Origin of the sequence: uncultured Methylovirgula sp., assembly GCF_947646745.1 — a bacterium.
Lineage (GTDB): Bacteria > Pseudomonadota > Alphaproteobacteria > Rhizobiales > Beijerinckiaceae > Methylovirgula.
This window is the reverse complement of the sequence record NZ_CANSHK010000016.1, coordinates 1-26668: the sequence shown is the minus strand read 5'-3', so window position 1 is coordinate 26668 and position 26668 is coordinate 1. Positions and strand designations below refer to the sequence as shown.

Here is a 26668-nt window from a genome sequence, read left to right as displayed (position 1 = left end):
GCGGCGGAGCAAGAATTGCCGGGGCAATTGATCGGGGTCTGTGCCCGCTTGGAGCAGGCACGTCAAGCGCTGTGCGGCGCCTCCTCGATCGCTTCGGCCGAATGGATCGCGTCCGAGCCGGCTTCTGCTATGGTCGCTTCCAGGTCGCTTTGGCTTTCCATCGGCATCGGCCTGAAGGCCGGCAGCGCCGTCATTGTCACGGTGTGTATTGTCGCGCTGCGTCCTTTGTTCAAAGGTTTCATTGCGCCGGCGTCAGGCCAACCAGATTCATTTGGTCAAGCCGGTGGCGGCGATCGTCATCGGCGGCTGCGATGGCGGTGCGTGTCATGAGCGGGAGCGGCGTTCCGTTCACAAACCCCGGCTCCGCCGAAGATGCGGTCGATCCAGCTTAACGCCATGACTTTGAAGAAATTTTGGACAGTCGCGCGGCGCGCCCGTCCGGCGGGAACGCAAAGACCCTTGCAACCTCCGCGCGTCCTGATAAGCTCAAGGTTATTTTTCATTGAGATGCAAATGATTGATTTGGGGCGGGATCGACCATGGGGAGTCAGTGCGCCGTTTTGATGCCGACGCTCAATGCCCAGCGCTATTTGGCGGAGGCTATCGAAAGCATTCTGGATCAGTCCTTGACGGCATTCGATCTGCTGATCCTCGACGGCGGATCGGACGATGCCACTTTGGACATCGCCAAGGCGCTGCAAAGACGCGACACGCGCATCAGCATCATTTCAACGCCGGGAACAAGTCCGTCGCGCCGGATCAACGAGGCGCTCGACACTCTGAGCCATGATTATCTGGTGATGGCGCATGCCGACGATGTCAGCGTGCGCCACCGCCTGGCCAAACAGGTCGCCTTCATGGCCGCCAACCCGGCGCTCGTCATGTCGGGTTCGGACACGCATTTCTGGCTGCATGAGAAAAGCGGCGCGCTCGACATCGATCATTACTCGGGCCGCAAGACCTATCCCGCCGATCACGACGCCATCATGTCCCAGCTGTGCTTTTGGTGGTGTTTCTCGGTCGCCAGCGTGATTTTGAATGGCGCGGCGGTGCGCGCGCTCAAGCTCAGGTTTGACGACAGCTTGAAGACGTGCTCGGACTGGTGGTTCAACTGGCAGGCCGCGCAAGCCGGGATGGTGGCCAATCTGCCGGAGCCGCTCATTGCCTATCGCCACCATCATTCGAGCCATGGGCCGCGCGAACTGTCGCAGATCGCCTTGGAGACGAGGATCGTGCGCGAGCGGATTGCCTGCGCCCTGGATCTATGGCCGACGCTCAGCGAGGACGAGCGCGAGGCTTTTCACTCTCTGTCGATCGAATGCGATGGCGTGAGGTCGATCGGCGATCCCGACGCGACGAAGTCCCTGCTGCTTTCGCTGGCGCCGAAGCTCGGCTGGCCTTTGATCAGCCGCTATTACGACCAGCTCGCAAAGTTTGAGCCGCCGTCGTCCTTCATATCGCGTCTTTCGACGCGGTTCAGGTTCGCGCCCGCGATCGCGCGATGAGCCGCGCGATTATTGAATATTTCGACCGGATGCGCGCCGTCTTTCCGCGGCGGTCGCATTTCAGAATCGACGACATGCAGGAGAGTTTTGTCCGACAAACGCAGCATGCGAAAAATCACATATGCTTTTCCTTATCTGTCGAAGACGGGGACGTGCCCTACCTTTATCTCGTTTATCAAAATGGAAAGGTTCGGGTTTTTGTAACGATTTATGCGATCTATTGCGGCGAGTTCGCATTATTCGACGCGTTTCCTCACGGGTCGCTATACGACTATCCTTATGATGCGCGTCCGCATCGCAAACATATCGCATTCATCTTCTGTATCAAGCGACTGTTGCGATTGGTCGGCGGCAAGCGCAGCGCGCCTCCGCTCGTCATGTTCGGCATGATCCAAAACCTCGGCCATCATATCTGGCAGGAATGCGTCGGACTCGTCTGCGCGCGCGATCTTGGGCTTTTGCCCGAAAACGCGATGTGGTTCTCTCATGGCTGCGACTACCTGAACATCATGTCGGCGTTTGCAATCAAAGCTGGCAAGCTCGGCTCGTCTTCCGGCAAGCTCGGCAAATACCTTGTTTGGGACGGGCCGATGCTTCGGTTCGCAGGATTGGTCATTCCTGATTCGGCGCGCCAACAATTGCTCTCGCTCCTTCAGCTTGATGCCTTTGGCACCCCGCCGCGCCCGCGGTTTTGTCTGCAGATCCGGCTGACGTCGCGGCGCTGGCTCTCGCAGCGCGCCGGATTGCGCATTGTTCTCAAAACACTGCTTCAGGCGTACCCAAACTGCGAAATATTTATCGACGGTCACGCCAAAACCGCCGTAGACGCAGATGCTATGCAGCCGGTCATCACCGATGAGCGGCGTTTCTTTTGCGCGCTGACCGCCGGATTGGCATCGACGCGCATTCGCTCCCTGATCGGTCTTCGCTTGCAGGAAAAACTGCCGCTCTATGCGTCCTGCGATCTGATCATTGGCCCCATAGGATCCGGCAATGTCATTCCCGGTTGGCTGTTGAAAGTCCCGAGCATCGTTTACGGCCCCGCATGGCTATGCCGGATTGCGATGAAGCAGGAACGGGAAGTTCCGCAAGGCGGTCCCTTCGCGGACTTCGTTCCTGCCGGGAAGATGAAATCTGTCGGCGATGAAGATTATGATTTCTCCTGCATGGAAATCATGAAGATCCTGCGGTCAACGCTACGCATCGGCGCGTAGAGCGACCGAAAAGCTATAGTCCGCCCATCTTCAAGATGGGCGGTTTGATGATTTTGCTGTAAGTGATTGATTTCTTACTTAGTTATACATCTTCGATATGTACCGTTTGGGCTGTTGGAGAACGCCCTGACGCGCGACCGATACTTAGTTCGACGCGGGACTCACTAGACTAGCATAAGCTTAAGCGTAATGTTTCCTCTCTCTGCCCAAAAAGTCGCGGCAACCGCTCCCTGGGAAGTCGGGAAGAAGCGTTATGATAACATCGATTATAGACGTGGTCTGGCGGCGGTCGCTTTTTGTATTCTGTCTGGCAATTGTCTCACCTTTGAATTCATCGTCCGGGTTATGCGCTGAGGCAACACCTCCTATGGAAAAACTCCGCTCAGAGACACTCTATTACAATCTTGTCGCCACCAAATTTGAATTGCCATTTTTAGACGACTCCGGCGTCTCGGGGCCGTTCGAAATATTGGCGAAAAACAAATTTCTTTTCGTGAGCAGGTGCGGGATCGCGACGATAGCAGAGCTTCGAAGCGATGGCTTTCATATCATCGAGCATAAGCCGTTGCCGAACGCAAAGGATGTATTTTGCGCCGGAGCCGAATCCCCTGCTGCCGTGACCACGCGCTTACCGAACAGGCTCTTATTCGGCGTAAAAGGGATGAAATTCGACGCCGCGCGCGGCCGACTTTTTATTGATACCCAGAGCATCGAAGATGGTCATTGCTTGGTCGTCAAAGTCTTCGAATATCCGTTGACCGTGGCGCCGTTTTCGCTCGGCGCACCAACAGAAATTTTCTCATCGCCCGAGAAAATTCCCGGTTCTCAAGGATGGTTCAAGAGCTTGTTCGACTGCCCAAACATCGAATCTCTTATCGGGACGCAGGCCGGCGGATCGATATCGCTGGATGAGATTGGGAATATATATTTTAGCGTTGGCGATTTCGGCTTCAACATCGCGGCGCAAGACGCACAGTCGCCTTATGGAAAAATTCTAAAATTCGACGGGCACAGCGTATCAAATTACGCAATAGGCCTTAGGAATTCAGAGGGACTCTATTTCGATCCTGAAACAAAAAAGTTATTCGACACTGATCAAGGTCCAAAGGGCGGCGACGAATTAAATGAAGTCGAACAAGGGGACAATTTCGGATGGCCTATCTCATCCTACGGCATTAGCTATCTACACGTTGGGAATGCCGACTTCAGACCCGCAAGAGGCGAGGAACAATGGGGCCATCATGATTTCGGTAAAAAACCACTATTCGCTTATGTTCCTGATATCGGCGTTACCGATCTTACAGTAGTGCACACCAACAGCATGTTCAAGGACTGGGGCGGCTCAGTTCTTATCGCATCTCTACGAGGGAACGGCATCTATCGCGTGCTGCTCGATGACGGGCGCGGCATGTATAGCGAACCTATCATCAATCTGAAAAGCAGAATCCGATATCTGAAACAGGATAGCGATGGGACGCTTTACGCCAAGGCCGACCCTGATCTGTTCTATGTAATTCAGCTCGATTGGCCAGATGTGCGTAGAGAAGACCCGCAAATTGACCGCGGCTCTGTCATCTTGGACGAAGCGAGGACATGCGAAACCTGCCACCTCCCACATGTCTCGCATGCCGGTATCCCAGATATCTACGATCTCAAACTTGGGGAGATCACGTCGAACCTGAAACGATTGGCTACCTCGGAAACTGCCGATCCGGTCATGCGAGGCATTGCAAAAGCTCTAACGCCGGAAGAAATCCGACAGCTCGACTCATATTTCTCTACTTTCAATTAGCCCAGTGCAAGGTCTCTGATTTAGTTGTCGTCATTCGGCGATCAAGTTTCTATTTCGATCCGGCGCGTGAGTTTCGGTACGAATAAGTTTGCGCGCGCGTATGATCTTTGGCGTATGCCCCATCATCCGTAATCTCGTTCAATCGTAGCCCGCTATAAAGGCCATGCAGTGAAATCCAGGTGAGCGGTTTGCAAAACGACTTCTTGAATAGCGGCCCTTTAAAAATCACGCGGCCTGTCTCAACCGCCCATCTTGCAGATCAAGTTCCATTCGGCCTCCGTCACAGGCTGTACGGAGAGCCGTGAATTGTTGACGAGCACCATGTCCTTGAGCCGCGGCTCGGCCTTGATCGCTTCGAGCGTCACCGGATGTTTCAGCGGCGTGTCGGCGCGCACGTCGACCATGCCGAATTTGCCGCTTTCGTCGGTCGGATCGGGATAATAGGGCTTGATGATCGTCACGATGCCGACGATCTCTTTGCCCTCGTTCGAATGATAGAAGAAGGCCGTCTCGCCGACCTTCATCGCCATGAGATGAAGCTTGGCGCTGTGGTTGCGCACGCCGTTCCAGAACGTGCCCTTGGCGCCGGCCTCGACCTGCTGCTGCCAGGACCAGCTCGACGGCTCGCTCTTCAGAAGCCAATGCGCCATGGATTACTTTTCCTCTGTCAGCGCCTGCGCCAATTCGGATTTCGCCGGCCGTGCCAGCAGCGCTTCGATCGCCGCATCGATGCCGATGCGTTCGGCAAGCACCGCATCGACGGCTTCGCAGATCGGCATGTCGATGTTTTTCTGATGCGCGAGATCGACCAGCACGCCGCTCGTAAAGACGCCTTCGGTCAATTGTCCGTCGGCGCGGGCCGACGCGAGATCATTGCCACGGCCCAGCGCCAGGCCAAGCGAAAAGTTGCGCGACTGCCCCGAGGTGCAGGTCAAGACCAAATCGCCGAGGCCGGAGAGGCCGGCCAGCGTCGTCACGTCGGCGCCGAAGGCGCGGCCGAAGCGCGAGAGTTCGGCGAAGCCGCGGGCGATCAGCGCCGCGCCGGCGCTTGCGCCAAGGCCGCGGCCGGCGGCGATGCCGCTCGCGATCGCAAGCACGTTCTTCGCCGCGCCGCCGATCTCGAGGCCGCGGATGTCGCGCGAATGATAGAGCCGGAACCATGGCGCTGCGAGCGTTCGTGCGAGGTCCGCCGCCTCATCTTCGCTCTCTGCGGCGAGGGTGACGGCCGTCGGCAGTCCTTTGGCGACATCCGCGGCGAAGCTCGGCCCGGAGAGCACGGCTGGCGGATTGGCCGGCAGGATTTCGCCGATCACGTCGCTGAGAAAAAGCCCCGATGCGCGTTCAATGCCCTTGGCGCAGAGGATGAGCGGGACATTGGGCGCGGCGATTCCCGCAAGCGCCGTCAAAGTCTGCCGCACGGCTTGCGCCGGCACGGCGAGCAAGATCACGCTCGCCATCGCGACATCGTCGAGCCTCGCGGTCGGCGTGAGGTTGGGGGCGAGCGGCACGCCCGGCAGGCGGCGCGCGTTGACGCCGGTCGCCGCCATTTCCGCGGCATGGGCGGGCTCGCGCGTCCACAGATGCACCGTCGCCGCATGGCGCGCGGCAAGGTTGGCGAGCACCGTGCCCCAGGCGCCGGCGCCGAGCACGGCGATATGTTGATGATCGGGCATTCAGGCCTTGCCGTGATGCAGGACTTCGGCATCGCTGTCGAGCGGCCAGCGCGGCCGCGCGGCGAAGGTCATATCATCGCTGAGGCCGAGCCGCAGCCGCTCGATGCCCGCCCAGGCGATCATCGCGCCATTGTCGGTGCAAAGCCCGATCGGCGGCACGACAAGCCGCAGGCCGCTTTCGCCGCAAAAGCGCATCAGGGCCCGGCGGATCGACGAATTGGCGGCGACGCCGCCCGCCACGACCATCGCCTGGCAAGGACCAAGCCTTTCGCCGAAGACGCGGATGCCGGCGCGCAGCCGATCGACCAATGTATCGACGACGGCGGCCTGAAACGAGGCGCAGAGGTCGGCGACCGCCGCGGCATTGAGCGGGGCGATTTTCTCGGCTTCGAGCCGTACTGCGGTCTTGAGGCCGGAGAAGGAAAAGTCGGGCTTTGGCCGGCCGAGCATCGGACGCGGCAGGTCGAAACGGGTCGGATCGCCTTTCAAGGCTTCGCGTTCGACCTGTGGACCGCCGGGGTAGGGAAGGCCGAGCATTTTGGCGACCTTGTCGAAGGCTTCGCCGACCGCATCGTCGACCGTCGCGCCGAGGCGCAGGTAATCGCCGACGCCGCGCACGGCGACGAGCTGGGTATGGCCGCCGGAGACGAGCAGCAGCAGATAGGGAAAATCGAGGCCGCCGGCGAGACGCGCGGTGAGGGCATGGGCTTCGAGATGGTTGATCGCGACGAAGGGTTTTCGGGCGGCGAGCGCCAAGGCCTTGCCGGTGGTTAGCCCGATCATGACGCCGCCGATGAGGCCGGGGCCGGCGGCTGCGGCGATGCCGTCGAGATCGGCGAGTTCAAGCTTGGCATCGTCGAGGGCGCGCAGGATCAGCCGGTCGAGCACTTCGACATGGGCGCGGGCGGCGATTTCCGGCACGACGCCGCCATAGGCCTGGTGCTCGGCGATCTGGCTGAACACCTCGTTCGAGAGGATTTCGCCGCCGCCGTCCGGCTTGAGCGCGACGACGGCCGCCGCCGTCTCGTCGCAAGTGGTTTCGATTCCGAGAAAACGCATGAGTGATCTCAACGGCTTGGGGAAAAGGTGCCGATGCCGCTGCCCCGCCGCAAAGGCATAGTATCGATCTGCGCTTCGCTAAAGCCCTTTGGCTTGGCGTCGGGCCGGGTTTTGGTGCAAAACATCCGGCCAACCCAGACGGCCTGTCACAATTATCTAAAAACACAAGGAAATCGCCAATTCCAGATTCTCATGCGGCAAGCGCCTTACCGGCGCGGTTAAAACTCGGCACGCGCGGCAGCCCCCTCGCCCTGGCGCAGGCCGAAGAGGTGAAACGCAGGCTCGCGGTGGCCAACGGCGCGTTGGAGATCGAGATTGTTCCGATCCGCACGACCGGGGACGCGATCCAGGATCGCGCGCTGGCGGAGGCCGGCGGCAAGGGCCTGTTCACCAAGGAACTCGATAGCGCCCTCATGCGCGGTCAGATCGACTTTGCCGTTCATTCCGCCAAAGACCTGCCGACGTTCCTGCCGCAAGGCATTAGCATCGCCGGTTTTTTGCCGCGTGAAGATGTGCGGGACGTCTGGATCTCCGCCAAGGCGGCCGACCCGCGCGACCTGCCGGCGGGGAGTATCGTCGGCACCGCGTCGCTGCGTCGGAGCGCCATGCTGCTGCGGCTGCGGCCCGATCTCGCCATCACGCTGCTGCGCGGCAATGTCGAGACGCGGCTTGCCAAGCTCGCCCGAGGAGAGATCGACGCGACGATCCTGGCGCTGGCGGGGCTCAAACGCCTCGGTCTCACCGATAAGGCGACGCGATTGCTCGACGCGGCGGACTTCGTTCCCGCCGTCGGCCAGGGCGCGATCGCCCTTACGCTGCGCAGCGACGATGCGCCGATCGCCGCGGCGCTGCAGCCGATCCTCGATCAGGCGACGGGCGTTGCGCTCGCCTGCGAGCGGGCATTGCTGCAAGTGCTCGACGGCTCGTGCCGGACACCGATCGGCGGCCATGCTTGGCTTGAAGGGGACGCGTTGCATCTGCGCGCGATTATCCTGCGGCCGGACGGCTCGCAATTTTTCGAGACGCAGATGCAGGCCCCGCAGATCGATGCGATCAGTCTCGGCGAAAACGCGGCGCGGGCGCTTCTGGCGCAAGCGCCGGCCGGCTTTTTGGCGGGCTGACGATGCAGGTGCTTGTCACGCGGCCGATCGAGCAGGCCGTCGAAACCGCCGCCGTTCTCGCCGTGCTCGGACACGAAGCGGTCATCTCGCCGGTCATCGCCGTCGTGCCGACCGGCGCGGTCTGGCCGTCGCGAACCGTCGACTTTCTCGTGGCGACGAGCGCCCGCGCTTTCGAGGCGCTGCAAACCGAGGCGGACTTTCCGACCGCGGAGGTGCGGCGGCTTCTGCCGCTCTATCTTGTCGGGCAGAAGACATTGACGGCGGCGCGCACGGCGGGCTTCACCGGGCCGGCCGTCGTCGCCGCCGAAGTCAAGGATCTGGCGCCCAAGCTCATTGCCCAATTGCGCTCCTTTACGCGCGCGCTCTATCTCGCCGGCCGCGACCGTAAGCCGGATCTCGAGAAAATGTGCATCGATGCGGGGTTCGCGCTCGACCTCCTCGAAACTTACGCGGCGGCGGCTGCGTCGCGCTTCAGCGACGAGGCCTTGGCCGCCTTGGATGACGGCACGATCGGCGCCGTCTTGCATTATTCGCGGCGAAGCGCGGCGATCCTTTTAGAATTGTTGGATGCGGAAGGTTTCGACCCGGCATCGCTGCACCACATCGCCATTTCCGAAGATGCCGCGGCGCCCTTGCGCGCGAGCGATCTGGCTTCCGTTGCGGTGGCGGCGCAGCCTGACGAAGATTCGATGCTGGCTTTGCTGCCGGCCTGAACAAATATCTTACAAGCGTGCCGGTATGTCGGATGACACATCGGTGATAGATGTTTCGGCGCGTCGCATGATAAAGGCTGCGCGGGCTTGCCAAACTTTCCCGGTCGCCCCGCGTTATCCAGATGGCGAGAATGTTGGTTCAGCGGGAAGAAACAGTAGCGAAGACGCCGGATGCGCCGCCAGCCGCGGCCGAGGCCGCGCTCGAGGTCGCGGGCGTTACGCATTTCTACGGCAAGCGCAGGGCGCTCGACAATGTGTCCTTCACGGTTGCGCCCGGTACGTTCACGGTCCTGCTCGGCCTGAACGGCGCCGGCAAGAGCACGCTGTTTTCGCTGATCACGCGGCTCTATGTGAACCGCAGCGGCACGATCAAAATTTTCGGCTATGACGTCGCCAAACAAAGCGGCGAAGCCTTGCGTCGTCTCGGCGTCGTCTTCCAGGCGCGCACGCTCGATCTTGAGCTGACAGTCACGCAGAATCTCATCTATCACGCGGCCCTGCATGGCATCGGGCCGTTCGAGGCCAAGCGTCGGATGGTCGATGTACTCGCCCGCGCCGGCCTTGCCGATCGTGCCAGGGAGAAAGTGCGCAATCTTTCCGGCGGCTACATCCGCCGCGTCGAAATCGCCCGCGCCTTTCTGCATCATCCGCATTTGCTGCTGCTCGACGAGCCGACGGTTGGGCTCGATATCAAGGCCCGCGCCGACATCATCGCCCAGGTGCGCGATCTTGTCGCCACGGAAGGCCTCGGGGTTCTGTGGACGACGCATCTGATCGACGAGATCGCGCCGAGCGATTGCGTCGTCATCCTGCACCAGGGCAAAGTGCTCGACAAAGGCGTCGCGAGCGAAATTGTGGCGCGCAGCGGCGCGCCCGATATGCGCAGCGCTTTCGTGAAAATCACCGGCGCCGACATCAGTCAGGGGGACGCGCCGTGACGAGCCTGACGACGACACAGGCGGCGCCGGCGCGCGGCTTCACGCTTGCGCAATATCTCATCTGCATGGGCGGCATCGTCTGGCGCGAAGCCTTGCGTTTCGTGCATCAGCGCGGCCGGTTCATCTCGGCCTTGGTGCGGCCGCTTGTCTGGCTGTTCATCTTCGCCGCCGGTTTTCGCTCGGTGCTCGGCGTGTCGATCATCCCGCCGTATCAGACCTACATTCTCTACCCCGTCTACATCACGCCCGGGCTGATCGCGATGATCCAGCTCTTCAACGGCATGCAATCGTCGCTGTCGATGGTCTATGACCGCGAGACGGGCAATATGCGGACCCTGCTCGTCAGCCCGCTGCCGCGCTGGTATCTCTTGACATCGAAACTGCTGGCCGGCGCGGCGGTGTCGATCCTGCAGGTCTATGCCTATCTGCTTGTCGCTTATTTCTGGGGCATCGAACCGGATTCGCTTTGGGGCTACGTCGCCGTATTGCCGGCATTGATGCTCGCCGGCCTGATGCTCGGGGCGCTCGGCATGGCGCTGTCGTCGATGGTCCGGCAATTGGAAAATTTCGCCGGGGTGATGAACTTCGTCATCTTCCCGATGTTCTTCGCCTCGAGCGCGCTCTATCCAATCTGGAAGGTGCAGGAAGGCGCGCCCTGGCTCGCCACGGTCTGTCAGCTCAATCCGTTCACTTATGCGGTCGAACTCATCCGCTTTGCGCTTTATCTGCAGGTCGATTGGCTGTCGCTTGCGGTCGTCTCGGGTTGCCTCGTCGTTTTCCTGGCGGCGGCGATTCTGGCTTATGATCCAGCGCGCGGCATGTTGATCCGCCGCGGCGGAGCCGCCGAATGAGCGTGGCCGTGAAACAAAAACGCTCCGGCGCGAACCGGAGCGTTAATCGGCTCATGCAGCGTGGCGCGGCTCTATTTCGAGCCGTCCGCCTTGAACTGCGAAAGATAGGCCCAGATATTGTCGCGCTGGCTGTGCTTGTCCAAGCCGGCGAAGATCATCTTGACGCCCGGAATATCGGCCTGCGGATTGGTGATGTACTTCTTGAACGTGTCTTCGTTCCAGGTGATGCCCGACTTCTTCATCGCGTCGGAATAATCATAGCCGGCGGCCGTGCCGGCCTTGCGGCCGTTCAGGCCGTTCAGTTCGGGACCGACGAAATTCTTCGCACCGGGGCCGATCTGGTGGCAGAGATGGCAGGTATGTTCGAAAATCTGCTCACCGGCCGCCGCGTCGCCCGCGGCATAGGCTGGATGCGCCAATCCGGCCATGGCCAGAACCCCCGCCGCAGCAAAGACGATACGCATTTGCTTCATCGCTTCCTTCCCCTTCTCCAGGCGCCACTCGCCAGCGCGCGTCAATTTAGAGCGCTTCCAGCCCATGTGTAGCCTGATCTGCAGCGAGATGACAATCCGCAACGCAATTGTGAACGATGAGTGACCGCAGGATGAGCGACGTTTCCTTAGTCAAGGCCGCCACGCCTCAAAATTCGGGCCGCAAAATTGCGGCCTTTTGCCTCGTATTGCTGCTCGCCTGCGCCGGCCGTGCTGAAGCCGCCGACACGCTGCGCATCGCGGCGCAAAAGACCGGGACTTTTTCCTGGGAACTCGGTGTCATCCAAGATCACGGGCTCGACAAGAAGGCCGGCATCAATCTCGATGTCACCGAGCTTGCGACGACCGAAGCCGGCAAGGTCGCGATCATGGGCGGTTCGGCCGACGTGATCCTGTCCGACTGGCTTTGGGTGTCGCGCGAACGCAGCCTCGGCGGCAAGCTCAAATTCTATCCCTATTCGAGCACGCTCGGGGCGGTGATGGTGCCGCCCGGCTCCCCGATCAAGACGCTTGCCGATCTCAAGGGCAAGAAGCTCGGCGTTGCCGGCGGCCCGCTCGACAAGAGCTGGCTGCTGCTGCAGGCCTACGCCAAAAATTCCGGCCTCGATCTCGATTCCGACGCGACCATCCTCTATGGCGCGCCGCCGCTGCTGGCGCAGCAAAGCCTCGAAGGCAAGGATGACGCGACGCTGAACTTCTGGAATTTCTGCGCGGCGCTCGAAACCAAGGGATTTACGCGGCTGATCGGCATCGAAGATGTCGAAAGGGCGCTCGGCGCGACGGGCCGCGTCGCCATGGTCGGCTATGTTTTCGACGAGGCTTATGCCGCAAGTCATGCCGATCTGTTGCGGCGCTTCTTTGCGATGACGGCCGAGGCGCAAGACATTCTGGCGCATTCGCCGCAGGATTGGAAAAAGATCGGCGAGAAGATCGGCGTCACCGATCCGGCGGCGCTCGAAATCTACCGCAAGCGCTATCTCGCCGGCACGGCACGGCGGCCGATCGCCGCCGAAGAGGCGGATGCGCGCACGCTCTATCTGGTGCTTGCCAAGATCGGCGGCGCCAAGCTCGTCGGCCCCGCCTCGGAGCTCGACAGCGGGACGTTCTACAAAGACGCGGCGGGTCAATGACGTGCTGCTGAGGCTGCTGTCGCTTCTGTTGTTGATCGCGCTTTGGCAGGCGGCCTCGATGGTCGCCGCAAGCCGGCTTTTGCCGCCGCCGCTGGCGGTGCTCGCCGTCATCGGCCGCGAGGCGCATTCGCATGCCCTCTATTTCAATCTCGCCACGACCTTGGCCAGGGTCGCCGTCGCGTTCACCTTGGCGATGCTGCTTGGGACGATCTTCGGCATTTGGATGGGCCGTAGCGCGACCTTCAACCGGCTCGGCGACCCCTGGCTTGTCATCCTCCTCAATCTGCCGGCGCTCGTCATCATCGTGCTTGCCTATGTCTGGCTCGGCCTGACCGATGTCGCCGCGGTGCTGGCGGTGGCGCTGAACAAATTCCCCAATACGGTCGTGACCATCCGCGAAGGCGCCCGCGCGCTCGATCCGGGCCTCGAGGAAATGGCAACGGTCTTCGCTATGCCCTGGCAGACGCGCGTCAAACATGTGATGCTGCCGCAGCTTGCGCCCTATATCGCGGCGGCGACGCGGGCCGGTCTCTCGCTCGTCTGGAAAATCGTGCTCGTCGTCGAACTGATGGGCCGTTCCAACGGCGTCGGCTTCGAGATCGGCAGCGCCTTCCAGCTCTTCGACGTGGCGCTGCTGCTTGCCTATGCGCTGCCCTTCGTCGGCATCATGCTGGCGATCGAAACCTTCCTCGTGCAACCTTTCGAGCGACATGTCTCCCGTTGGCGACCCAAAGCAGCTTGAAGTCTTCGTCAGGCGCAAGGCTTTTCACGCCGCCAATGGCGGCCAGCGCGAAGTGCTGCGCGATTTCTCGCTGACTTTGGAAGCCGGCAAGATCCATGCGCTGGTCGGCCCGTCGGGTTACGGCAAGACGACGCTCTTGCGCATCATCATCGGTCTTGATCGCGACTTCGAAGGCTGGGTGAGGCTGCCGCCGGAGACGAAAATCGGCGTCGTCTTCCAAGAGCCGCGATTGCTGCCTTGGCGTTCGGTGCTCGACAATCTGAAACTCGCCGCACCGTTGGCGGCGGTAGAGGATTTGACGAAACTCGCCGACGATCTCGGCATCGGCGATCATCTGCACAATTTTCCCGGCGAACTGTCGCTCGGCCAGGCGCGCCGCGTCGCGCTGGCGCGGGCGCTGGCGATCGCGCCCAATCTGCTGGTGCTCGATGAACCGTTCGTCTCGCTCGATGAGGCCCTCGCCCGGCGGCTCGCAAGCGAGGTTGCAATGCTGGTCGAGCGCAGGCTGGTCACGACCCTGCTTGTTACGCACGATATCGACGAAGCGATCCGGCTCGCCGATCACATCCTCCTGCTCGGCCGACGCCCGGCCGAGATCGTCGGCAATATCGATGTGACCTTGCCGCGCCGGGCGATGACGGCCGATTACGCGGCGAAGACGAAAGCGCAGATCGGCGCGATCCTGGCGGAGACTTCGGTTTGAGCTTGCTGATCTTCGATTGTGACGGCGTGCTCGTCGATTCCGAAATCATTGCCTTCGATGTTCTCGCCCAAATGCTGGCCGGCCTTGGCCGGCCGATGTCGCTCTCTGAAAGCCGCGGCCGCTTCATGGGCCGCCGCACCCCGGAAGTACTCGCCGAGATCGAAGCAGATATCGGCCGTCCCATCCCTGCGGACACGGGCGTACGGATGAAGGCTTTGTTGTTCGATCGATTGCGCCACGAGCTGCGCGCGGTCGAAGGTGTGAAAGAGGCCATCGCGCATCTGCCATGGCCGATCTGCGTCGCCTCTTCTTCGTCGCCGGAGCGTATCGCTTTGTCGCTTGAGGTCACCGGCCTCGCGCCCCTCTTCGGCACGCATGTCTTCAGCGCCGAACAGGTGGCGCACGGCAAGCCGGCCCCGGATCTGTTTCTCCTTGCCGCACGATCGATGCGGGCAGCGCCCGGCGAGACAATCGTCATCGAGGATTCGCCTGCCGGCGTCACCGCCGCACGGCGCGCCGGCATGGGCGTCATCGGCTTTGCCGGCGCAAGTCACGCCGATGCAGACTTGAGCAAGGCGCTGCATGCCGCCGGTGCGGCGGTCGTTTTGACCAAAATGGCGGACTTGCCGGATGCCGTCGCAAAGCTCAGCGCCGGACAGGCCGTGTCATGAAACTTCTTCTCGTCGTTGCCGCGGCGCTGATCGACCCCGACAATCGCGTCCTGATCGCGCAGCGCCCGGAGGGCAAAGAGCTGGCCGGCCTTTGGGAATTTCCCGGCGGAAAATTGCATGACGGCGAGCGGCCGGAACCCGCGCTGATCCGCGAACTCCAAGAGGAGCTCGGCATCACGGTCGAGGAAGCCTGCCTCGCGCCGCTGAGCTTTGCGAGCTACGCCTACCCCGCCTTTCACTTGCTGATGCCGCTCTATATCTGCCGGCGCTGGCGCGGCCAGGTTACGTCGCGCGAGAACCAGGCCCTCAAATGGGTGCGGCCGCAAAACCTGCGCGATTATCCGATGCCGCCGGCCGATGCGCCGCTGATTCCGGCGCTCATCGACCTCTTGACCTAGGCCAATCTTGACGGCGGTCAGGCGCCGTCAATGCGTTGAGAAAAATCAAGGCGTTGAGATGTGCCGCGGCTAGCTTTCAGCGTCATCGCGCTGGAGGCATCCGATGGACGAAGCGGTAAAGCAAAAGATCGTCGCGCTGCTCGACAAGCATCGGACGATGAGGATCGCTACAATCAGGCCCGATGGCTGGCCGCAGACGACGACGGTCGGCTATGCCAACGCGGGGCTCACGCTATATTTCCTCTGCGGCAAGGACAGTCAGAAAGCCGCCAATCTCGCTCGCGACGATCGCGTGTCCCTGGCCATCGATGACGACATCGACCAGGTCATGCAGATCAAGGGATTGTCGATGGCGGCGCATGCCCATCGCGTTGTCGATGAGGCCGAGGGCGCGAAGGCGCTCGGCTTGCTCTTCGCGCGCTATCCGGCACAGGACGGCGTGACCCTCCCCTTGCCGTCGCCGGCCGACGTTGCGATTTTCCGGGTGACGCCGAGCGTCATTTCGGTGCTCGACTATACCCTCGGCTTCGCCCACACCGATCTCGTCACGTGCGACGTCTGAACATCGGCGGCGCGGCGATCCTTTATGTCGCGCTCGTCTTCGCGGCCGGGTTCGTGTTCGGGACTATTCGCGTGCTCTGGATCGCGCCGCGATGGGGTGAGCTGCGTGCGGTTCTTCTTGAATTGCCGTTGATCTTGCTCGTGTCCTGGCTCGCCTGCGGGATATCGATCCGGACGTTCGGCGTCCGCGGGCGCGGCGCCGGGCTCGCCATGGGCGCGATCGCGTTTGCCCTCTTGATGATGGCCGAATGGGCGCTGGCCCGGCTCGCCTTCAACCGATCGCTGGCCGAATATCTGCGCGCTTATGCGACTGTTGCGGGCGCTGCCGGGCTGGCGGGCCAGATCGTTTTCGGGCTCTTTCCCGCTTTCAGGTCCGGCAAGTCTCAAGCGACCTATTGGTCAGCGTCACCGCCATAGGCCGGATAGCCCCATTGCGGACCTTGCGGCGCATAGCCCCAGGGACTGTAGCCATACCCCATGGGCTGCGGGCCCCAGCCGCGCGGCGCCGTGGCATAATAGGGATGGCGGCGATGGCGCACGGCATAATGCGTCGCCGGCGGCCGGCCGGTGATATGGATGATGCCGCCTTCTTGCTTCACCATTTCGAACAAAAGCGCGGCGTTTTCCGGGGAGATCCGCACGCAGCCATGCGAGGCGGGACGGCCGAGCCAGCGCGTCTCATAGGTCCCGTGGATGGCATAGCCGCCGGCGAAGAAGATCGAATGCGGCATCGGCGAATGATAATATTTCTTCGAATAATGGATCGACTGCAGGCTTTGCGGCGCGAACGTGCCGTCCGGCGTCACGTAACCGTCACGGGCCGAAGAAATCGGCCAATCATATGTGCCCGTCGAGGAGACGACATGCATCGTCTGCGCACTCAGGTCGATGTCGATCGACACTTTTGCCGCCGCCGGCGAAACCGAAAGGAGGCCGCTCAGCAACACGATACCAGCAGCGAACTTACGCATCACGCACCTCGATGCGGCCGAGACGCGCCGCAGACAGGCTATTCGTCTCATACCGGGCGCGCCGCGTAAACCGCCCCGTTCAAGTAAGGTTTATGTGAAATCCGGGATCGGGAAATGGAAGCGCGCGTCCCCATGCGGTAAGGGTTGCGGTAAGGGTAAAGCATTATGCTTAAGCAGACTTGCGATGGCGCCGCCGGACCGCACTGAGGATTGGCGCAGAGGGTCGCTGCAGATGCGCAAATTATCAGCTTTGGCTTTTGGACTTTTCGGTCTTGCGGCGATGACCTGGGCCGCCAGCGCCCAGGATTTGGGAACGCTTTATCCAAAAAAGCTGCCGCCGATCGAACATCCCAAGGCTTCGACGCCGGCCAAGCAGCTTTTTGGCCGTGTGCTGAGCCCGACCGAGGCGGCGGCGCGCAGCATCGGCTTCTATTCGCGCGGCTGCCTCGCCGGCGGCATCGCTCTGCCCGTCGACGGCCCCGACTGGCAGGTCATGCGTCTCTCGCGCAACCGCAATTGGGGCACGCCGCAGCTCGTCGCCTTCCTTGAGCGCTTCGCCCGCAAGGTGCCGCGCGTCAGTTCCTGGCCGGGCATTCTCGTCGGCGACATGTCGCAGCCGCGCGGCGGTCCGATGCTGACCGGCCATGCGTCGCACCAGATCGGCCTCGATGTCGATATTTGGTTGAAGCCGATGCCGCCTCATTTGCTCTCGCGCGAGCAGCGCGAGGACATGATGTCGACCAATGTCGTGCGGGCCGACCGGCTCGATGTCGACCCGCGCTATTGGACGCCGGATCATGCCGCCGTCATCAAGGCGGCGGCGGAAGATCCGGAGGTTCAGCGGATTTTCGTCAATGCCGCGATCAAGAAGGCGCTCTGCCGCACGGCCGGTCCGGATCGCGCCTGGCTGCATAAGGTGCGCCCGTTCTTCGGGCACGATTATCACTTCCATGTCCGGCTCGTCTGTCCGCCGGGTGAACCCTCCTGCGAGGCGCAAGACCCAGTCGCGCCCGGCGACGGCTGCGATCAAGCCTCGCTCGCCTATTGGTTCTCCGATGCCGTGCTGCACCCGCGCCCGCAGCTCGGCCCGGCGCGGCCGCGCCCCGCCCTGACGCTGGCCGATCTGCCGGCCGCCTGTCGGACGATTCTGACGCAAAGGTAGCGCCGCGCCGCCCCTTCACCCATATTGCGGGGGATGGAGGACGCCGATGACGCGCGATACGCCAAATCCCCTGCTCGAAAACTGGACCGGGCCGTTCGCCGCGCCGCCTTTTTCTGCGATCGAGCCGGCGGATTTTCCGCCCGCTTTTGCTGCGGCTTTCGCTGCGCATAAAACCGAGATTGCCGATATCGCCGAAAATCCGGCGCCGCCGACCTTCGAGAACACGATCGTTGCTCTCGAACGCTCGGGCCGTTTGCTCACCCGCCTGTCGGCGCTGTTCTTCAACCTCGCCGGCGCCGACACGAGCGATGCGATCGAGGCGATCGAGCGCGACGTTGCGCCGCTTTTCGCCGCGCACGAGGCCGAAATCCATCTCAACGACGCCCTCTTTGCCCGCATCAACGCGCTCTGGCATCAGCGCGAACGGCTCGGTCTTGGCGATGAGGAGAAGCGCGCGCTCGAGCGTCATTATATTGGCTTTCGCCGCGCCGGGGCCGGTCAGCTGGCGAAGGTCAGGGCGCGGCTCGCCGCGATCGGCGAAAGGCTTGCCGCGCTTGGCACGCAATTCTCGCAGAACGTACTCGCCGCCGAGAACGCCTTTGCTTTGATTCTCGATGAGGATGACCTTGCGGGCCTGCCGGATTGGCAGCGCGCCGCGGCGGCGGCCACGGCGAAAGAGCGAGGCCACGAGGGCAAATATGCGATCACGCTGGCGCGTTCGTCGATCGAACCATTTTTGCAAATGTCGCCGCGGCGCGATCTGCGCGAGAAGATTTTTCGCGCCTGGGTGGCGCGCGGCGAAAACGAAGGCACGAATGACAATCGCGCCATCGCCGCAGAAATGGTGACGCTGCGTCAGGAGAAAGCCCGGCTTCTCGGCTTTGAAAATTTCGCCGAATATCGCCTGGCCGACATGATGGCGAAAACCCCGGCGGCGGCGCGGCATCTCCTCGATGAAGTATGGACGCGCGGTCGCGCCAGGGCGCTGCGCGAGGAGGCGGCTTTGCAGGCTCTGGTTGCCGCCGAGGGCGGTAATTTCACGCTACAGCCCTGGGACTGGCGCTATTATGCCGAGAAGCGGCGCAAGGCGGAGTTCGATCTCGATGAAGCGGCGTTTAAGCCCTATCTGCCGCTCGATGCGATGATCGACGCCGTCTTCTACACGGCGCAAAAACTTTTCGGCCTCACCTTCGAGGCACGCAGCGACATTGCGCTCTATCATCCGGATGCGCGCGCCTGGACCGTGCGCAATGAGGCGGGCGGGGCGATCGGCCTGTTCATTGGCGATTATTTCGCCCGCTCCTCGAAGCACGGCGGCGCCTGGATGGGTGCCTATCGCGACCAGCAGAAGCTCGATGGCGAGGTTCTGCCGATCATCGTCAATGTGTTGAATTTCGTGAAGCCGCCGCCGGGCGAAGCCTGTCTCTTGAGCTTCGACGATGCGCGCACGCTCTTCCACGAATTCGGTCACGCGCTGCATGGGCTTTTGTCGGATGTTACCTTCCCGTCGCTTGCGGGGACGAATGTCGCATCGGATTTCGTCGAGTTCCCGTCGCAGCTCTACGAACATTGGTTCGAGCAGAGCGACGTGCTGCGCCGTTTTGCGCGCCATTACCAGACGGGTGAGCCGATGCCTGAGGCTTTGATCGAAAAAATCATCGCCGCGCGGCAATTCAATCAGGGTTTTCTCACTGTCGAATATACCGCCTCGGCGCTCGTCGATCTCGCCTTGCACAGCACCGAGGCGGGCGACGATCTCGATATTGTGGCTTTCGAGCGGGCGAAGCTCGCCGAAATCGGCATGCCCGAGGCGATCGCGATGCGCCACCGGTTGCCGCATTTCACCCATGTCTTTGCCGGCGACGGCTATTCGGCCGGCTATTACTCGTATCTGTGGTCGGAGGTGCTCGATGCCGACGGTTTTGCAGCCTTTGCCGAAACGGGCGATGTCTTTGCGCCCGATGTCGCCGCGCGGCTGAAACAGCACGTTTATGCCGCCGGCAATCGCGCCGATCCTGATGCCGCCTATCGCGCGTTCCGCGGCCGGTCCGCGTCGCCCGAGTCACTGCTCAAGAAGCGCGGACTGGTCGAGGCTTGATCGCGATAGGCCGCAGCGATCCGTTCAAAACATACCTGTGCGACTGCGCGGCGCGGCTGTGGCTGGTCGAGCGGCAAGGGCTCGCAGAAGATCAATTCGCAGGTCACCGGCGCGTTTTTCATCAGCGTGACGACATGCGGTAGTAGCGCATCATCGCCGATCCACGGCGCATGCGCGGCCGTATAGCGAATGGCGATCGGCTGGATGGCATGGGTTCCGCCAGTTTTTTGCAAGTCTTCAACGATCGCAAAATGGGCGGAATGGAAAGGTTGCGGCCCGTCGGCATGGGTCGTCGCTTCGGGAAAGAGCACGACATGGCCACCCGCCGCGATATGGGTCAGCATGGCGGCGTTTGTCGTCGGAATCGTCTTGCGGTCGCCGCGATCGACAAAGATCGTATTCACCAGGCGCGCGAACGTGCGGATGATCGGCCAGCGGCCGACCTCGCTCTTGGCGACGAACGAGGCCGGAAACAGCGCGCCAAGGGCTGGAATATCGGTCCAGGAGACGTGGTTGGTGATGACCAAGGCGGCGATCTCGCCGGAGGGCCGGCCGCCGACCGTCACGCGCACTTTCACCAAAGCGAGGACGATCCTGTAGAAAAGCCGCGGCAGCGCTTGGCCGTGACGCGGCGCCCATTGCAACAGCGCCGCTTGAATCGGCGCGAAAATCAAGAACGAAAGAATAATCGTCAAAAACAGCGCCGCTGCCCGCAGGCCCACGCCGCTCCATAAAAAGCCGCGTGAAATCAGGCGCGAAATCGGGTAGGACAGGGCCATGGTGCGGCCGGCTCGCGTCATCAAAGTTTCGTTCGGGCTCATTAGCCTCAGCAAACCTTATCTGAGCAGACGATTCGAAAAAACATGTGGCCGATAGAGCCCTTTGGCGCCGTGATCCCGTTTTCTCCCGGCCGGCGCCTGCTGCGCGCCAAGCGCGCGGCCCGCGGCGACCTGCCGCGCGTGCTCGGCCGCTTCGGCGATTTCGAGATCCGCATTGCCCGCGGCAAGGAAATCCGCAAGGCGCAGCGGCTGCGCTATAAAGTCTTCTATGAGGAAGGCGGCGCCACCGCCTCTGGCCATTCGGCGCTGGTGCGGCGCGATATCTGCCCCTTCGACAAATTCTGCGATCATCTGCTGATTGTCGATCTCGCCGCGCGCAATGCCTTCGGCCGGGTCAAGCCGAAGATCGTCGGGACCTACCGGCTGCTCCGCGGCGAGGTCGCGGCGGACCACGGCGGCTTCTACAGCGAAAGCGAATTCGATATCGCGCCGCTGCTTGCGCGCCATGCCGGCAAAAGATTTCTCGAGCTTGGCCGCTCCTGCGTCCACGCCAAATATCGCTCGAAGCGGGTGATCGAGCTGCTCTGGCGCGGGCTCTGGACCTATGCCCAGCACTACCACATCGACGTGCTGTTCGGCTGCGCCAGCCTGCCGGGCACCAATCCGCTCGCTTTGGCGCTGCCCTTGAGCTTTCTGCATCATCATGCCTCGGCCGAGGCCGAATGGCAGGTGCGGCCGCGCCAAGGCCGCGGCGTGGCGATGGATGCGCTCGACAAGGGCAGCATCGACAAGCGCAAAGGCTTGGCTGCACTGCCGCCGCTCATCAAGGCTTATCTGCGGGTCGGCGCGAAATTCGGCGAAGGCGCGGTGATCGATCCGCAATTCGGCACGATCGACGTGTTCACGGTCATGCCCATCGCCGAAATCGAACAGCGCTATATCGCCTATTATGGCGGCGATGCGAGCGAGAGCGCTGCGGCGTAATTACGACCGGTAGTCGCCGTTGATGGCGACGTATTCCTTCGTCAAATCGCAGGTATAGACCGTCGCCGCACCCTTGCCGAGGCCGAGATCGACGCGGATGGCGATCTCCGGCAGGCGCATCAGCGCCGCGACTTTCTTCTCATCGTAGGCGGGGTCGCGCAGACCCTTGTGAGCGACGCGGATGTCGCCGAACCAGATCGCCAGCCGATCGCGCTCGGCCGGCTCGCCCGCCTTGCCGACCGCCATGACCACGCGGCCCCAATTGGCATCCTCGCCGGCGACAGCCGTCTTCACCAGCGGCGAATTGGCGATCGCCTTGGCGATGGTCTTCGCCGATTTACGGCTCGTCGCGCCTTCGACCGTGATCGAGACGAATTTGCGCGCGCCTTCGCCGTCGCGCACGACCTGGAAGGCGAGATCGCGCAACAGGGCATCGAGAGCGTGGCGGAAATCTTTGAGGCGCCGGTCATAGGCGTCGATTTGCGGCGCGCCCCGCTCGGCCGCAGCGCCGGTGGCAAAGAGAAGCAGCGTGTCCGAAGTCGATGTGTCGCCGTCGACGGTAATGGCGTTGAACGACGGCTCGACGCCCTTGTCGAGCAGCTTCTGTAACACCGGCGCAGCGATCGGCGCGTCGGTGAAGATGAAGGAGAGCATGGTCGCCATGTCCGGCGCGATCATGCCGGCGCCTTTCGCCATGCCGGCGATCGTCACCTCGATCCCGTCGATCTGCGCTTTGACCATCGCGACCTTCGGAAATGTATCCGTCGTCATGATCGCTTTGGCGGCGCCGAGGAGGCCCGTAGGCGAAGCCTCGCCGGCGAGCGTCTCGAAGACGCCGTCGAATTTCGCCGCATCGAGCGGTTCGCCGATGACGCCGGTTGAAGCGATGAAAATGTCGGCCGGCCGTATGCCTATGGCCGCCGCGGCGAGATCGGCGGTGCGCTTGACGGCCTCGGCGCCGGTCTTGCCGGTGAAGGCATTGGCGTTGCCGGAATTGACGACGAGGGCCCGCGCCTTGCCGCGGCCGAGCCGCGCCCGGCACCAATCGACCGGGGCGGAGGCGCATTTCGATTTGGTGAAGACGCCCGCGACTTGCGTGCCCTTGTCGAAGAGCGCCAGCATCACATCGGTGCGGCCCTTGTAACGGATGCCGACGGCGCCGGTTGCGAAGCGCACGCCGTCGACCGGCGGAACGTCGGGGAAGGTCTTCGGGGCGAGCGGCGAGATTTTGGCTGGATCGGACATACGCGGACCGGCGTTGGACGTGCCCGTCCATAGCCGATCCTCTGTAACAGGTCGATGAATTTCCCCGCCGGTCGCGCCGTCTATTTCTTGTTCGGCGCCGGGGCTGGCACGGAGGCGGGCGGGACGGGGGCCGGCTCGGTGCGCACGATCTTGGCGTCCTTGCGCAAGCTTTCGACGAGTTCCGTCTGCGCCTTCTGGATCACATAAGCCGTCACCTGGTTCTTCACCTGGTCGAAAGGCGGGAACTGGGTCTGGCGGACGGCGAGCACCTGGATGATGTGCCAGCCGAATTCGCTCTTCACCGGCGCCGAAATGTCGCCGACCTTGAGTTTGAAAGCCGCGTTGGCGAATTCCGGCACGACCTTCTCTTTGGTGAACCAGCCGAGGTCGCCGCCATCGGAGCCGGTGTCCTTCGACAATTCCTTGGCGACCTTGGCGAAATCCTCGCCCGCCTTCAGCCGTTTCTCGACCGCCTCGGCCTCGGCTTCGGTCGCGACGAGAATATGGCGGGCATGGATTTCCTCTTCCGGCTTCTGCGCCTTGGCCGCTTCCTCATAGGTCTTTTGCAGGTTTTCGGGCGTGACTGCCTCACGCGCGACTTTGGTCAGCAAAGCCTCCATCAGGACCTTCGAGCGGTAATAGGCGAGTTCCTTGGCGAAGTCCGGTCCTTGGTCGAGCTTGTCCTGCAGCGCCTTCTGCGCCACCAGCGTCCCGTCGATGAGATAATCGAGGAGATATTGCTGCCGGCCCTTGGCATCGAGCTGGCGCGGAATGCTGTCGCCGAGGTCTTGGGCGGCGATCCGCAGATCATCGTCGGTGATGTTGACACCATTGACTGTCGCCAGCACCGCGGCGGCGGCCGGTGCCATCGGGGCAAAGGTCGCCAGGATCAGGCCGACGCCGAGGGCGCCCGCGTGCAATCGTTTGGCGGAAATCATGCGGAACTCCTCGATATGCGATGGTCAAGGCCCGGGGCGGGGATAGAGCGGGGCAATTCCGGCTTAAATGGGTCGCGCCTGTCCGCCAAGAGCGAAACATAAAAAAAGCGCGAAACCTGAACCGCGAAAAGCCGCCCGCAGAGGGCGGTTCGATTGACAAGCCGGGACCCCCCTCTTATCTCTCGGGCACTCCCGGCAGGGCGGGTTGCTGCACTGCATTCGGGGTCAAGCTGCGCCGCGTGTTCGATTTCACCGCGTTGAGACAGACGCAGATGAGGCCCGCAGGCCGGCGTCGGCTCGGTTGCACGAGACTGCGCCGCGGTGGCGCCCTGCATCCGCTTTCAGCGGTCTGGAAAAGACGGGTGGACCGCGAAAGGGTCTTTGATGTTCAGCTCGGTTGCTAAGAAAATCTTCGGCTCGGCGAACGACCGGCGATTGAAGGCCTATCGACCCAAGGTCGCTGCGATCAATGCGCTTGAGCCGGAGATTCAAAAGCTAACCGATCAGGAATTGCAGGCGCAGACGGAAAAATTCCGCGCCGAACTCGCCGCCGGCAAAAAACTCGACGACCTGCTGGTTCCGGCCTTCGCCACCGTTCGCGAGGCGGCGCGCCGCGTGCTCGGCCAGCGCCATTTCGACGTCCAGCTCATCGGCGGCATGGTTCTGCACGAAGGCTCGATCGCTGAAATGCGCACCGGCGAAGGCAAAACCCTTGTCGCGACGCTTGCCGCCTATCTCAATGCGCTGCCGGGCACCGGCGTCCATGTCGTCACCGTCAATGATTACCTCGCCACCCGCGACGCGGAGTGGATGGGCCGCGTCTATAAATTCCTCGGCCTCACCGTCGGCACGATCGTCCACGGCAAGGACGATAACGAGCGCCGCGAATCCTATGCCGCCGACATCACCTACGGCACCAACAACGAATTCGGCTTCGACTATCTGCGCGACAATATGAAATATGAGCTGAACCAAATGGTTCAGCGCGGCCATGCCTTCGCGATCGTCGACGAGGTCGATTCCATTCTGGTCGACGAGGCGCGCACGCCGCTCATCATTTCCGGCCCTTCTGACGACAAGTCGGATCTCTATAATTCGATCGACAAGCTGCTGCCGCGCCTGACCGCGGAAGATTACGACCTCGACGAGAAGCAGCGCACCGTCAGCCTCACCGAGGCGGGCAACGAGCATATGGAGCAGTTGCTGCACGAGAGCGGCGCGCTGAGCGAGGAGGACGGTTCGCTCTATGATGCCGGCAATGTGACGATCGTCCACCACGTCAACCAGGCTCTGCGCGCGCACAAGCTCTTTCAGCGCGACAAGGACTATATCGTCCGCAACGGCGAAGTGGTGATCATCGACGAGTTCACCGGCCGCATGATGCCGGGCCGGCGCTATTCGGAAGGTCTGCATCAGGCGCTCGAGGCCAAAGAGCGGGTGCAGGTCCAGCCGGAGAATGCGACGCTCGCTTCGATCACGTTCCAGAATTATTTCCGGCTTTATAAGAAGCTCGCCGGCATGACCGGCACCGCGGCGACCGAGGCCGACGAATTCGCCGAAATCTACAATCTCGACGTCGTCGAAATTCCGACCAACAAAGCGGTGCGCCGTTTCGACGAGGACGACGAAGTCTATCGCTCGGCCGATGAGAAGCTGCGCGCCATCGTCGCCGAGATCGACGCCGCCAGTCAGAAAATGCAGCCGATGCTCGTCGGCACGACATCGATTGAAAAGTCGGAGCAGCTCGCCGACTATCTGAAGAAGAAGGGCTATAAGCAGATCGACTTCACCGCGCCGGGCGCTCTGCAGCCGCTTTATGCCGCGGCCCGCGCCGGTAAGCCGTCGAAGCTTTTCGCGGTGCTGAACGCCCGCTTCCACGAGCAGGAAGCTTATATCGTCGCCGAGGCCGGCGTGCCCGGCGCGATCACCGTTGCGACCAACATGGCCGGCCGCGGCACCGACATTCAGCTCGGCGGCAATGTCGAGATGCGCGTCGCGCAGGAATGCGCCGGCCTGCCGGAAGGGCCGGAGCGCGAAGCCAAGGAAGCCGAGATCCGCGCCGAAGTCGCGAGCTTCAAGGAAAAGGCGCTCGAAGCCGGCGGCCTCTACATCATCGGCACCGAGCGGCACGAGAGCCGCCGCATCGACAACCAGCTCCGCGGCCGCTCCGGCCGCCAAGGCGATCCGGGCCGGTCGAAATTCTTCCTGGCGCTGACCGACGATCTGATGCGCATCTTCGGCTCCGACCGGATGGATTCGATGCTGGTGCGGCTCGGCCTCAAGGAAGACGAGGCGATCGTCCATCCTTGGATCAACAAGGCGCTGGAAAAGGCGCAGCAGAAGGTCGAAGGCCGCAATTTCGACATCCGCAAGAACATCCTGAAATACGACAACGTCATGAACGACCAGCGCAAGGTGGTCTTCGAGCAGCGCCGCGAAATGATGGGGCAGGAGACGCTCGAAGACATGATCGCCGACATGCGCCACGGCGTCGTCGAGGACATCGTCGCCAAATTCGCGCCGCCGGATGCCTATCCCGAGACCTGGGACATCGAGGAAATGGCAAAGAGCGTCGAGCGTGAACTCAACATCACGCCGCCGCTGGCCGATTGGGCGAAGGAAGAGGGCATCACCGACGAGATTCTGCGCGAGCGCCTGGAGCAGGCCGCCGACGAAGCCTATGCCGCACGCGTTGAAAAGAACGGCGCCGGCCTCATGCGCTATGTCGAGAAGCAGATTCTGCTGCAATCGCTCGATCATCTCTGGCGCGACCATCTCGTCACGCTCGATCACTTGCGTCAGGTCATCGGCTGGCGCGGCATGGCGCAGCGCGACCCGCTCAACGAATATAAGTCCGAGGCGTTCGAGCTTTTCGGCGAGCTGATCACCCAATTGCGCGAGACGACGACAGCGCAATTGAACCACGTCG

At 62.2% G+C, this 26668-nt stretch carries 27 protein-coding genes; 18 read left to right on the top strand and 9 right to left on the bottom strand.

What is annotated here, in order from left to right; genetic code table 11:
* Positions 1-62: 62 nt before the first annotated feature.
* Positions 63-242, bottom strand: a complete 180-nt coding sequence (locus tag Q0025_RS06500) for a hypothetical protein (protein WP_297297204.1) — start codon at positions 240-242, stop codon at positions 63-65.
* Between the two features lie 297 nt (positions 243-539).
* On the opposite strand from Q0025_RS06500, the gene Q0025_RS06495 reads away from it, so the two are divergent.
* From Q0025_RS06495 to Q0025_RS06485, 3 genes are all read left to right on the top strand, one after another.
* Positions 540-1505, top strand: a complete 966-nt coding sequence (locus Q0025_RS06495) for a glycosyltransferase (RefSeq protein ID WP_297297202.1) — start codon at positions 540-542, stop codon at positions 1503-1505.
* The gene (locus Q0025_RS06490) at positions 1502-2719 is read left to right on the top strand and encodes a hypothetical protein (protein WP_297297200.1); all 1218 of its coding nucleotides are present in this window, start codon (positions 1502-1504) and stop codon (positions 2717-2719) included. The genes Q0025_RS06495 and Q0025_RS06490 overlap by 4 nt, the downstream gene beginning before the upstream one ends.
* A gap of 367 nt (positions 2720-3086) precedes the next feature.
* Entirely contained in the window at positions 3087-4511 is a 1425-nt protein-coding gene (locus tag Q0025_RS06485) for a PQQ-dependent sugar dehydrogenase (RefSeq protein ID WP_297297198.1), read from the top strand.
* A gap of 239 nt (positions 4512-4750) precedes the next feature.
* Here the strand turns inward: Q0025_RS06485 and Q0025_RS06480 are convergent, their stop codons facing one another.
* The 3 genes from Q0025_RS06480 to tsaD are packed head-to-tail and all read right to left on the bottom strand — an operon-like array spanning position 4751 to position 7243.
* Positions 4751-5161 (bottom strand): EVE domain-containing protein, encoded by a 411-nt coding sequence (locus Q0025_RS06480; protein WP_297297196.1) that lies wholly within the window; start codon positions 5159-5161, stop codon positions 4751-4753.
* A 3-nt stretch (positions 5162-5164) separates the two neighbouring features.
* Positions 5165-6184 carry an NAD(P)H-dependent glycerol-3-phosphate dehydrogenase gene (locus Q0025_RS06475; RefSeq protein WP_297297194.1) on the bottom strand — a complete coding sequence of 340 codons (1020 nt, stop codon included), beginning with the start codon at positions 6182-6184 and terminating at the stop codon, positions 5165-5167.
* Complete coding sequence (gene tsaD / locus Q0025_RS06470) at positions 6185-7243, bottom strand: tRNA (adenosine(37)-N6)-threonylcarbamoyltransferase complex transferase subunit TsaD (RefSeq protein WP_297297193.1); 1059 nt, start codon at positions 7241-7243, stop codon at positions 6185-6187. It lies immediately after the preceding gene.
* Between the two features lie 179 nt (positions 7244-7422).
* On the opposite strand from tsaD, the gene hemC reads away from it, so the two are divergent.
* From hemC to Q0025_RS06450, 4 genes are all read left to right on the top strand, one after another.
* Positions 7423-8364 (top strand): hydroxymethylbilane synthase, encoded by a 942-nt coding sequence (hemC, locus tag Q0025_RS06465; protein ID WP_297297274.1) that lies wholly within the window; start codon positions 7423-7425, stop codon positions 8362-8364.
* A 2-nt stretch (positions 8365-8366) separates the two neighbouring features.
* On the top strand, positions 8367-9077 hold the full coding sequence (locus tag Q0025_RS06460; protein WP_297297191.1) for a uroporphyrinogen-III synthase: 711 nt from the start codon (positions 8367-8369) through the stop codon (positions 9075-9077).
* 131 nt (positions 9078-9208) lie between these two features.
* Complete coding sequence (locus tag Q0025_RS06455) at positions 9209-10015, top strand: ABC transporter ATP-binding protein (protein WP_297297188.1); 807 nt, start codon at positions 9209-9211, stop codon at positions 10013-10015.
* 65 nt (positions 10016-10080) lie between these two features.
* The gene (locus Q0025_RS06450) at positions 10081-10866 is read left to right on the top strand and encodes an ABC transporter permease (RefSeq protein WP_297297272.1); all 786 of its coding nucleotides are present in this window, start codon (positions 10081-10083) and stop codon (positions 10864-10866) included.
* 71 nt (positions 10867-10937) lie between these two features.
* Here the strand turns inward: Q0025_RS06450 and Q0025_RS06445 are convergent, their stop codons facing one another.
* Positions 10938-11339, bottom strand: a complete 402-nt coding sequence (locus tag Q0025_RS06445; protein WP_297297186.1) for a c-type cytochrome — start codon at positions 11337-11339, stop codon at positions 10938-10940.
* Positions 11340-11470: 131 nt separating this feature from the next.
* Here Q0025_RS06445 and Q0025_RS06440 point away from each other — a divergent pair, with 131 nt between their 5' ends.
* The 7 genes from Q0025_RS06440 (at position 11471) to Q0025_RS06410 (ending at position 15979) form a co-directional block, all read left to right on the top strand.
* Positions 11471-12487, top strand: coding sequence for an ABC transporter substrate-binding protein (locus tag Q0025_RS06440; protein ID WP_297297184.1), 1017 nt, complete (start codon positions 11471-11473; stop codon positions 12485-12487).
* Positions 12488-12491: 4 nt separating this feature from the next.
* Positions 12492-13229, top strand: coding sequence for an ABC transporter permease (locus Q0025_RS06435; RefSeq protein WP_297297270.1), 738 nt, complete (start codon positions 12492-12494; stop codon positions 13227-13229).
* The gene (locus Q0025_RS06430; protein ID WP_297297182.1) at positions 13198-13932 is read left to right on the top strand and encodes an ABC transporter ATP-binding protein; all 735 of its coding nucleotides are present in this window, start codon (positions 13198-13200) and stop codon (positions 13930-13932) included. The genes Q0025_RS06435 and Q0025_RS06430 overlap by 32 nt, the downstream gene beginning before the upstream one ends.
* A complete protein-coding gene (locus Q0025_RS06425; RefSeq protein ID WP_297297180.1) occupies positions 13929-14603 on the top strand; it encodes an HAD family hydrolase in 675 nt (224 codons plus the stop codon). The genes Q0025_RS06430 and Q0025_RS06425 overlap by 4 nt, the downstream gene beginning before the upstream one ends.
* On the top strand, positions 14600-15001 hold the full coding sequence (mutT, locus tag Q0025_RS06420) for an 8-oxo-dGTP diphosphatase MutT (protein WP_297297178.1): 402 nt from the start codon (positions 14600-14602) through the stop codon (positions 14999-15001). Before Q0025_RS06425 ends, mutT begins: the two co-directional genes overlap by 4 nt.
* Before the next feature lie 103 nt (positions 15002-15104).
* A complete protein-coding gene (locus tag Q0025_RS06415; RefSeq protein WP_297297176.1) occupies positions 15105-15563 on the top strand; it encodes a pyridoxamine 5'-phosphate oxidase family protein in 459 nt (152 codons plus the stop codon).
* Entirely contained in the window at positions 15551-15979 is a 429-nt protein-coding gene (locus Q0025_RS06410; protein WP_297297174.1) for a hypothetical protein, read from the top strand. The genes Q0025_RS06415 and Q0025_RS06410 overlap by 13 nt, the downstream gene beginning before the upstream one ends.
* Here Q0025_RS06410 and Q0025_RS06405 read toward each other — a convergent pair.
* Positions 15955-16533 (bottom strand): L,D-transpeptidase, encoded by a 579-nt coding sequence (locus Q0025_RS06405; RefSeq protein WP_297297172.1) that lies wholly within the window; start codon positions 16531-16533, stop codon positions 15955-15957. The genes Q0025_RS06410 and Q0025_RS06405 overlap by 25 nt on opposite strands.
* A 232-nt stretch (positions 16534-16765) precedes the next feature.
* Between Q0025_RS06405 and mepA the strand changes: the two genes are divergently transcribed.
* Both mepA and Q0025_RS06395 read left to right on the top strand, forming a co-directional pair.
* Positions 16766-17695 carry a penicillin-insensitive murein endopeptidase gene (gene mepA, locus Q0025_RS06400; protein WP_297297170.1) on the top strand — a complete coding sequence of 310 codons (930 nt, stop codon included), beginning with the start codon at positions 16766-16768 and terminating at the stop codon, positions 17693-17695.
* 46 nt (positions 17696-17741) lie between these two features.
* Positions 17742-19793, top strand: coding sequence for a M3 family metallopeptidase (locus Q0025_RS06395; protein WP_297297168.1), 2052 nt, complete (start codon positions 17742-17744; stop codon positions 19791-19793).
* Here Q0025_RS06395 and Q0025_RS06390 read toward each other — a convergent pair.
* Complete coding sequence (locus Q0025_RS06390; RefSeq protein ID WP_297297166.1) at positions 19721-20593, bottom strand: 1-acyl-sn-glycerol-3-phosphate acyltransferase; 873 nt, start codon at positions 20591-20593, stop codon at positions 19721-19723. The genes Q0025_RS06395 and Q0025_RS06390 overlap by 73 nt on opposite strands.
* 90 nt (positions 20594-20683) lie before the next feature.
* Between Q0025_RS06390 and Q0025_RS06385 the strand changes: the two genes are divergently transcribed.
* Positions 20684-21556, top strand: coding sequence for a GNAT family N-acyltransferase (locus Q0025_RS06385; RefSeq protein ID WP_297297164.1), 873 nt, complete (start codon positions 20684-20686; stop codon positions 21554-21556).
* On the opposite strand, the gene argJ is transcribed toward Q0025_RS06385, so the two are convergent.
* Both argJ and Q0025_RS06375 read right to left on the bottom strand, forming a co-directional pair.
* Positions 21557-22801 (bottom strand): bifunctional glutamate N-acetyltransferase/amino-acid acetyltransferase ArgJ, encoded by a 1245-nt coding sequence (gene argJ, locus Q0025_RS06380; protein ID WP_297297162.1) that lies wholly within the window; start codon positions 22799-22801, stop codon positions 21557-21559.
* 80 nt (positions 22802-22881) lie between these two features.
* Positions 22882-23739, bottom strand: coding sequence for a peptidylprolyl isomerase (locus Q0025_RS06375; protein WP_297297161.1), 858 nt, complete (start codon positions 23737-23739; stop codon positions 22882-22884).
* A gap of 384 nt (positions 23740-24123) precedes the next feature.
* On the opposite strand from Q0025_RS06375, the gene secA reads away from it, so the two are divergent.
* Positions 24124-26668, top strand: a 2545-nt coding sequence (gene secA, locus Q0025_RS06370) for a preprotein translocase subunit SecA (RefSeq protein WP_297297159.1), incomplete at its 3' end; no start/stop codon positions are given.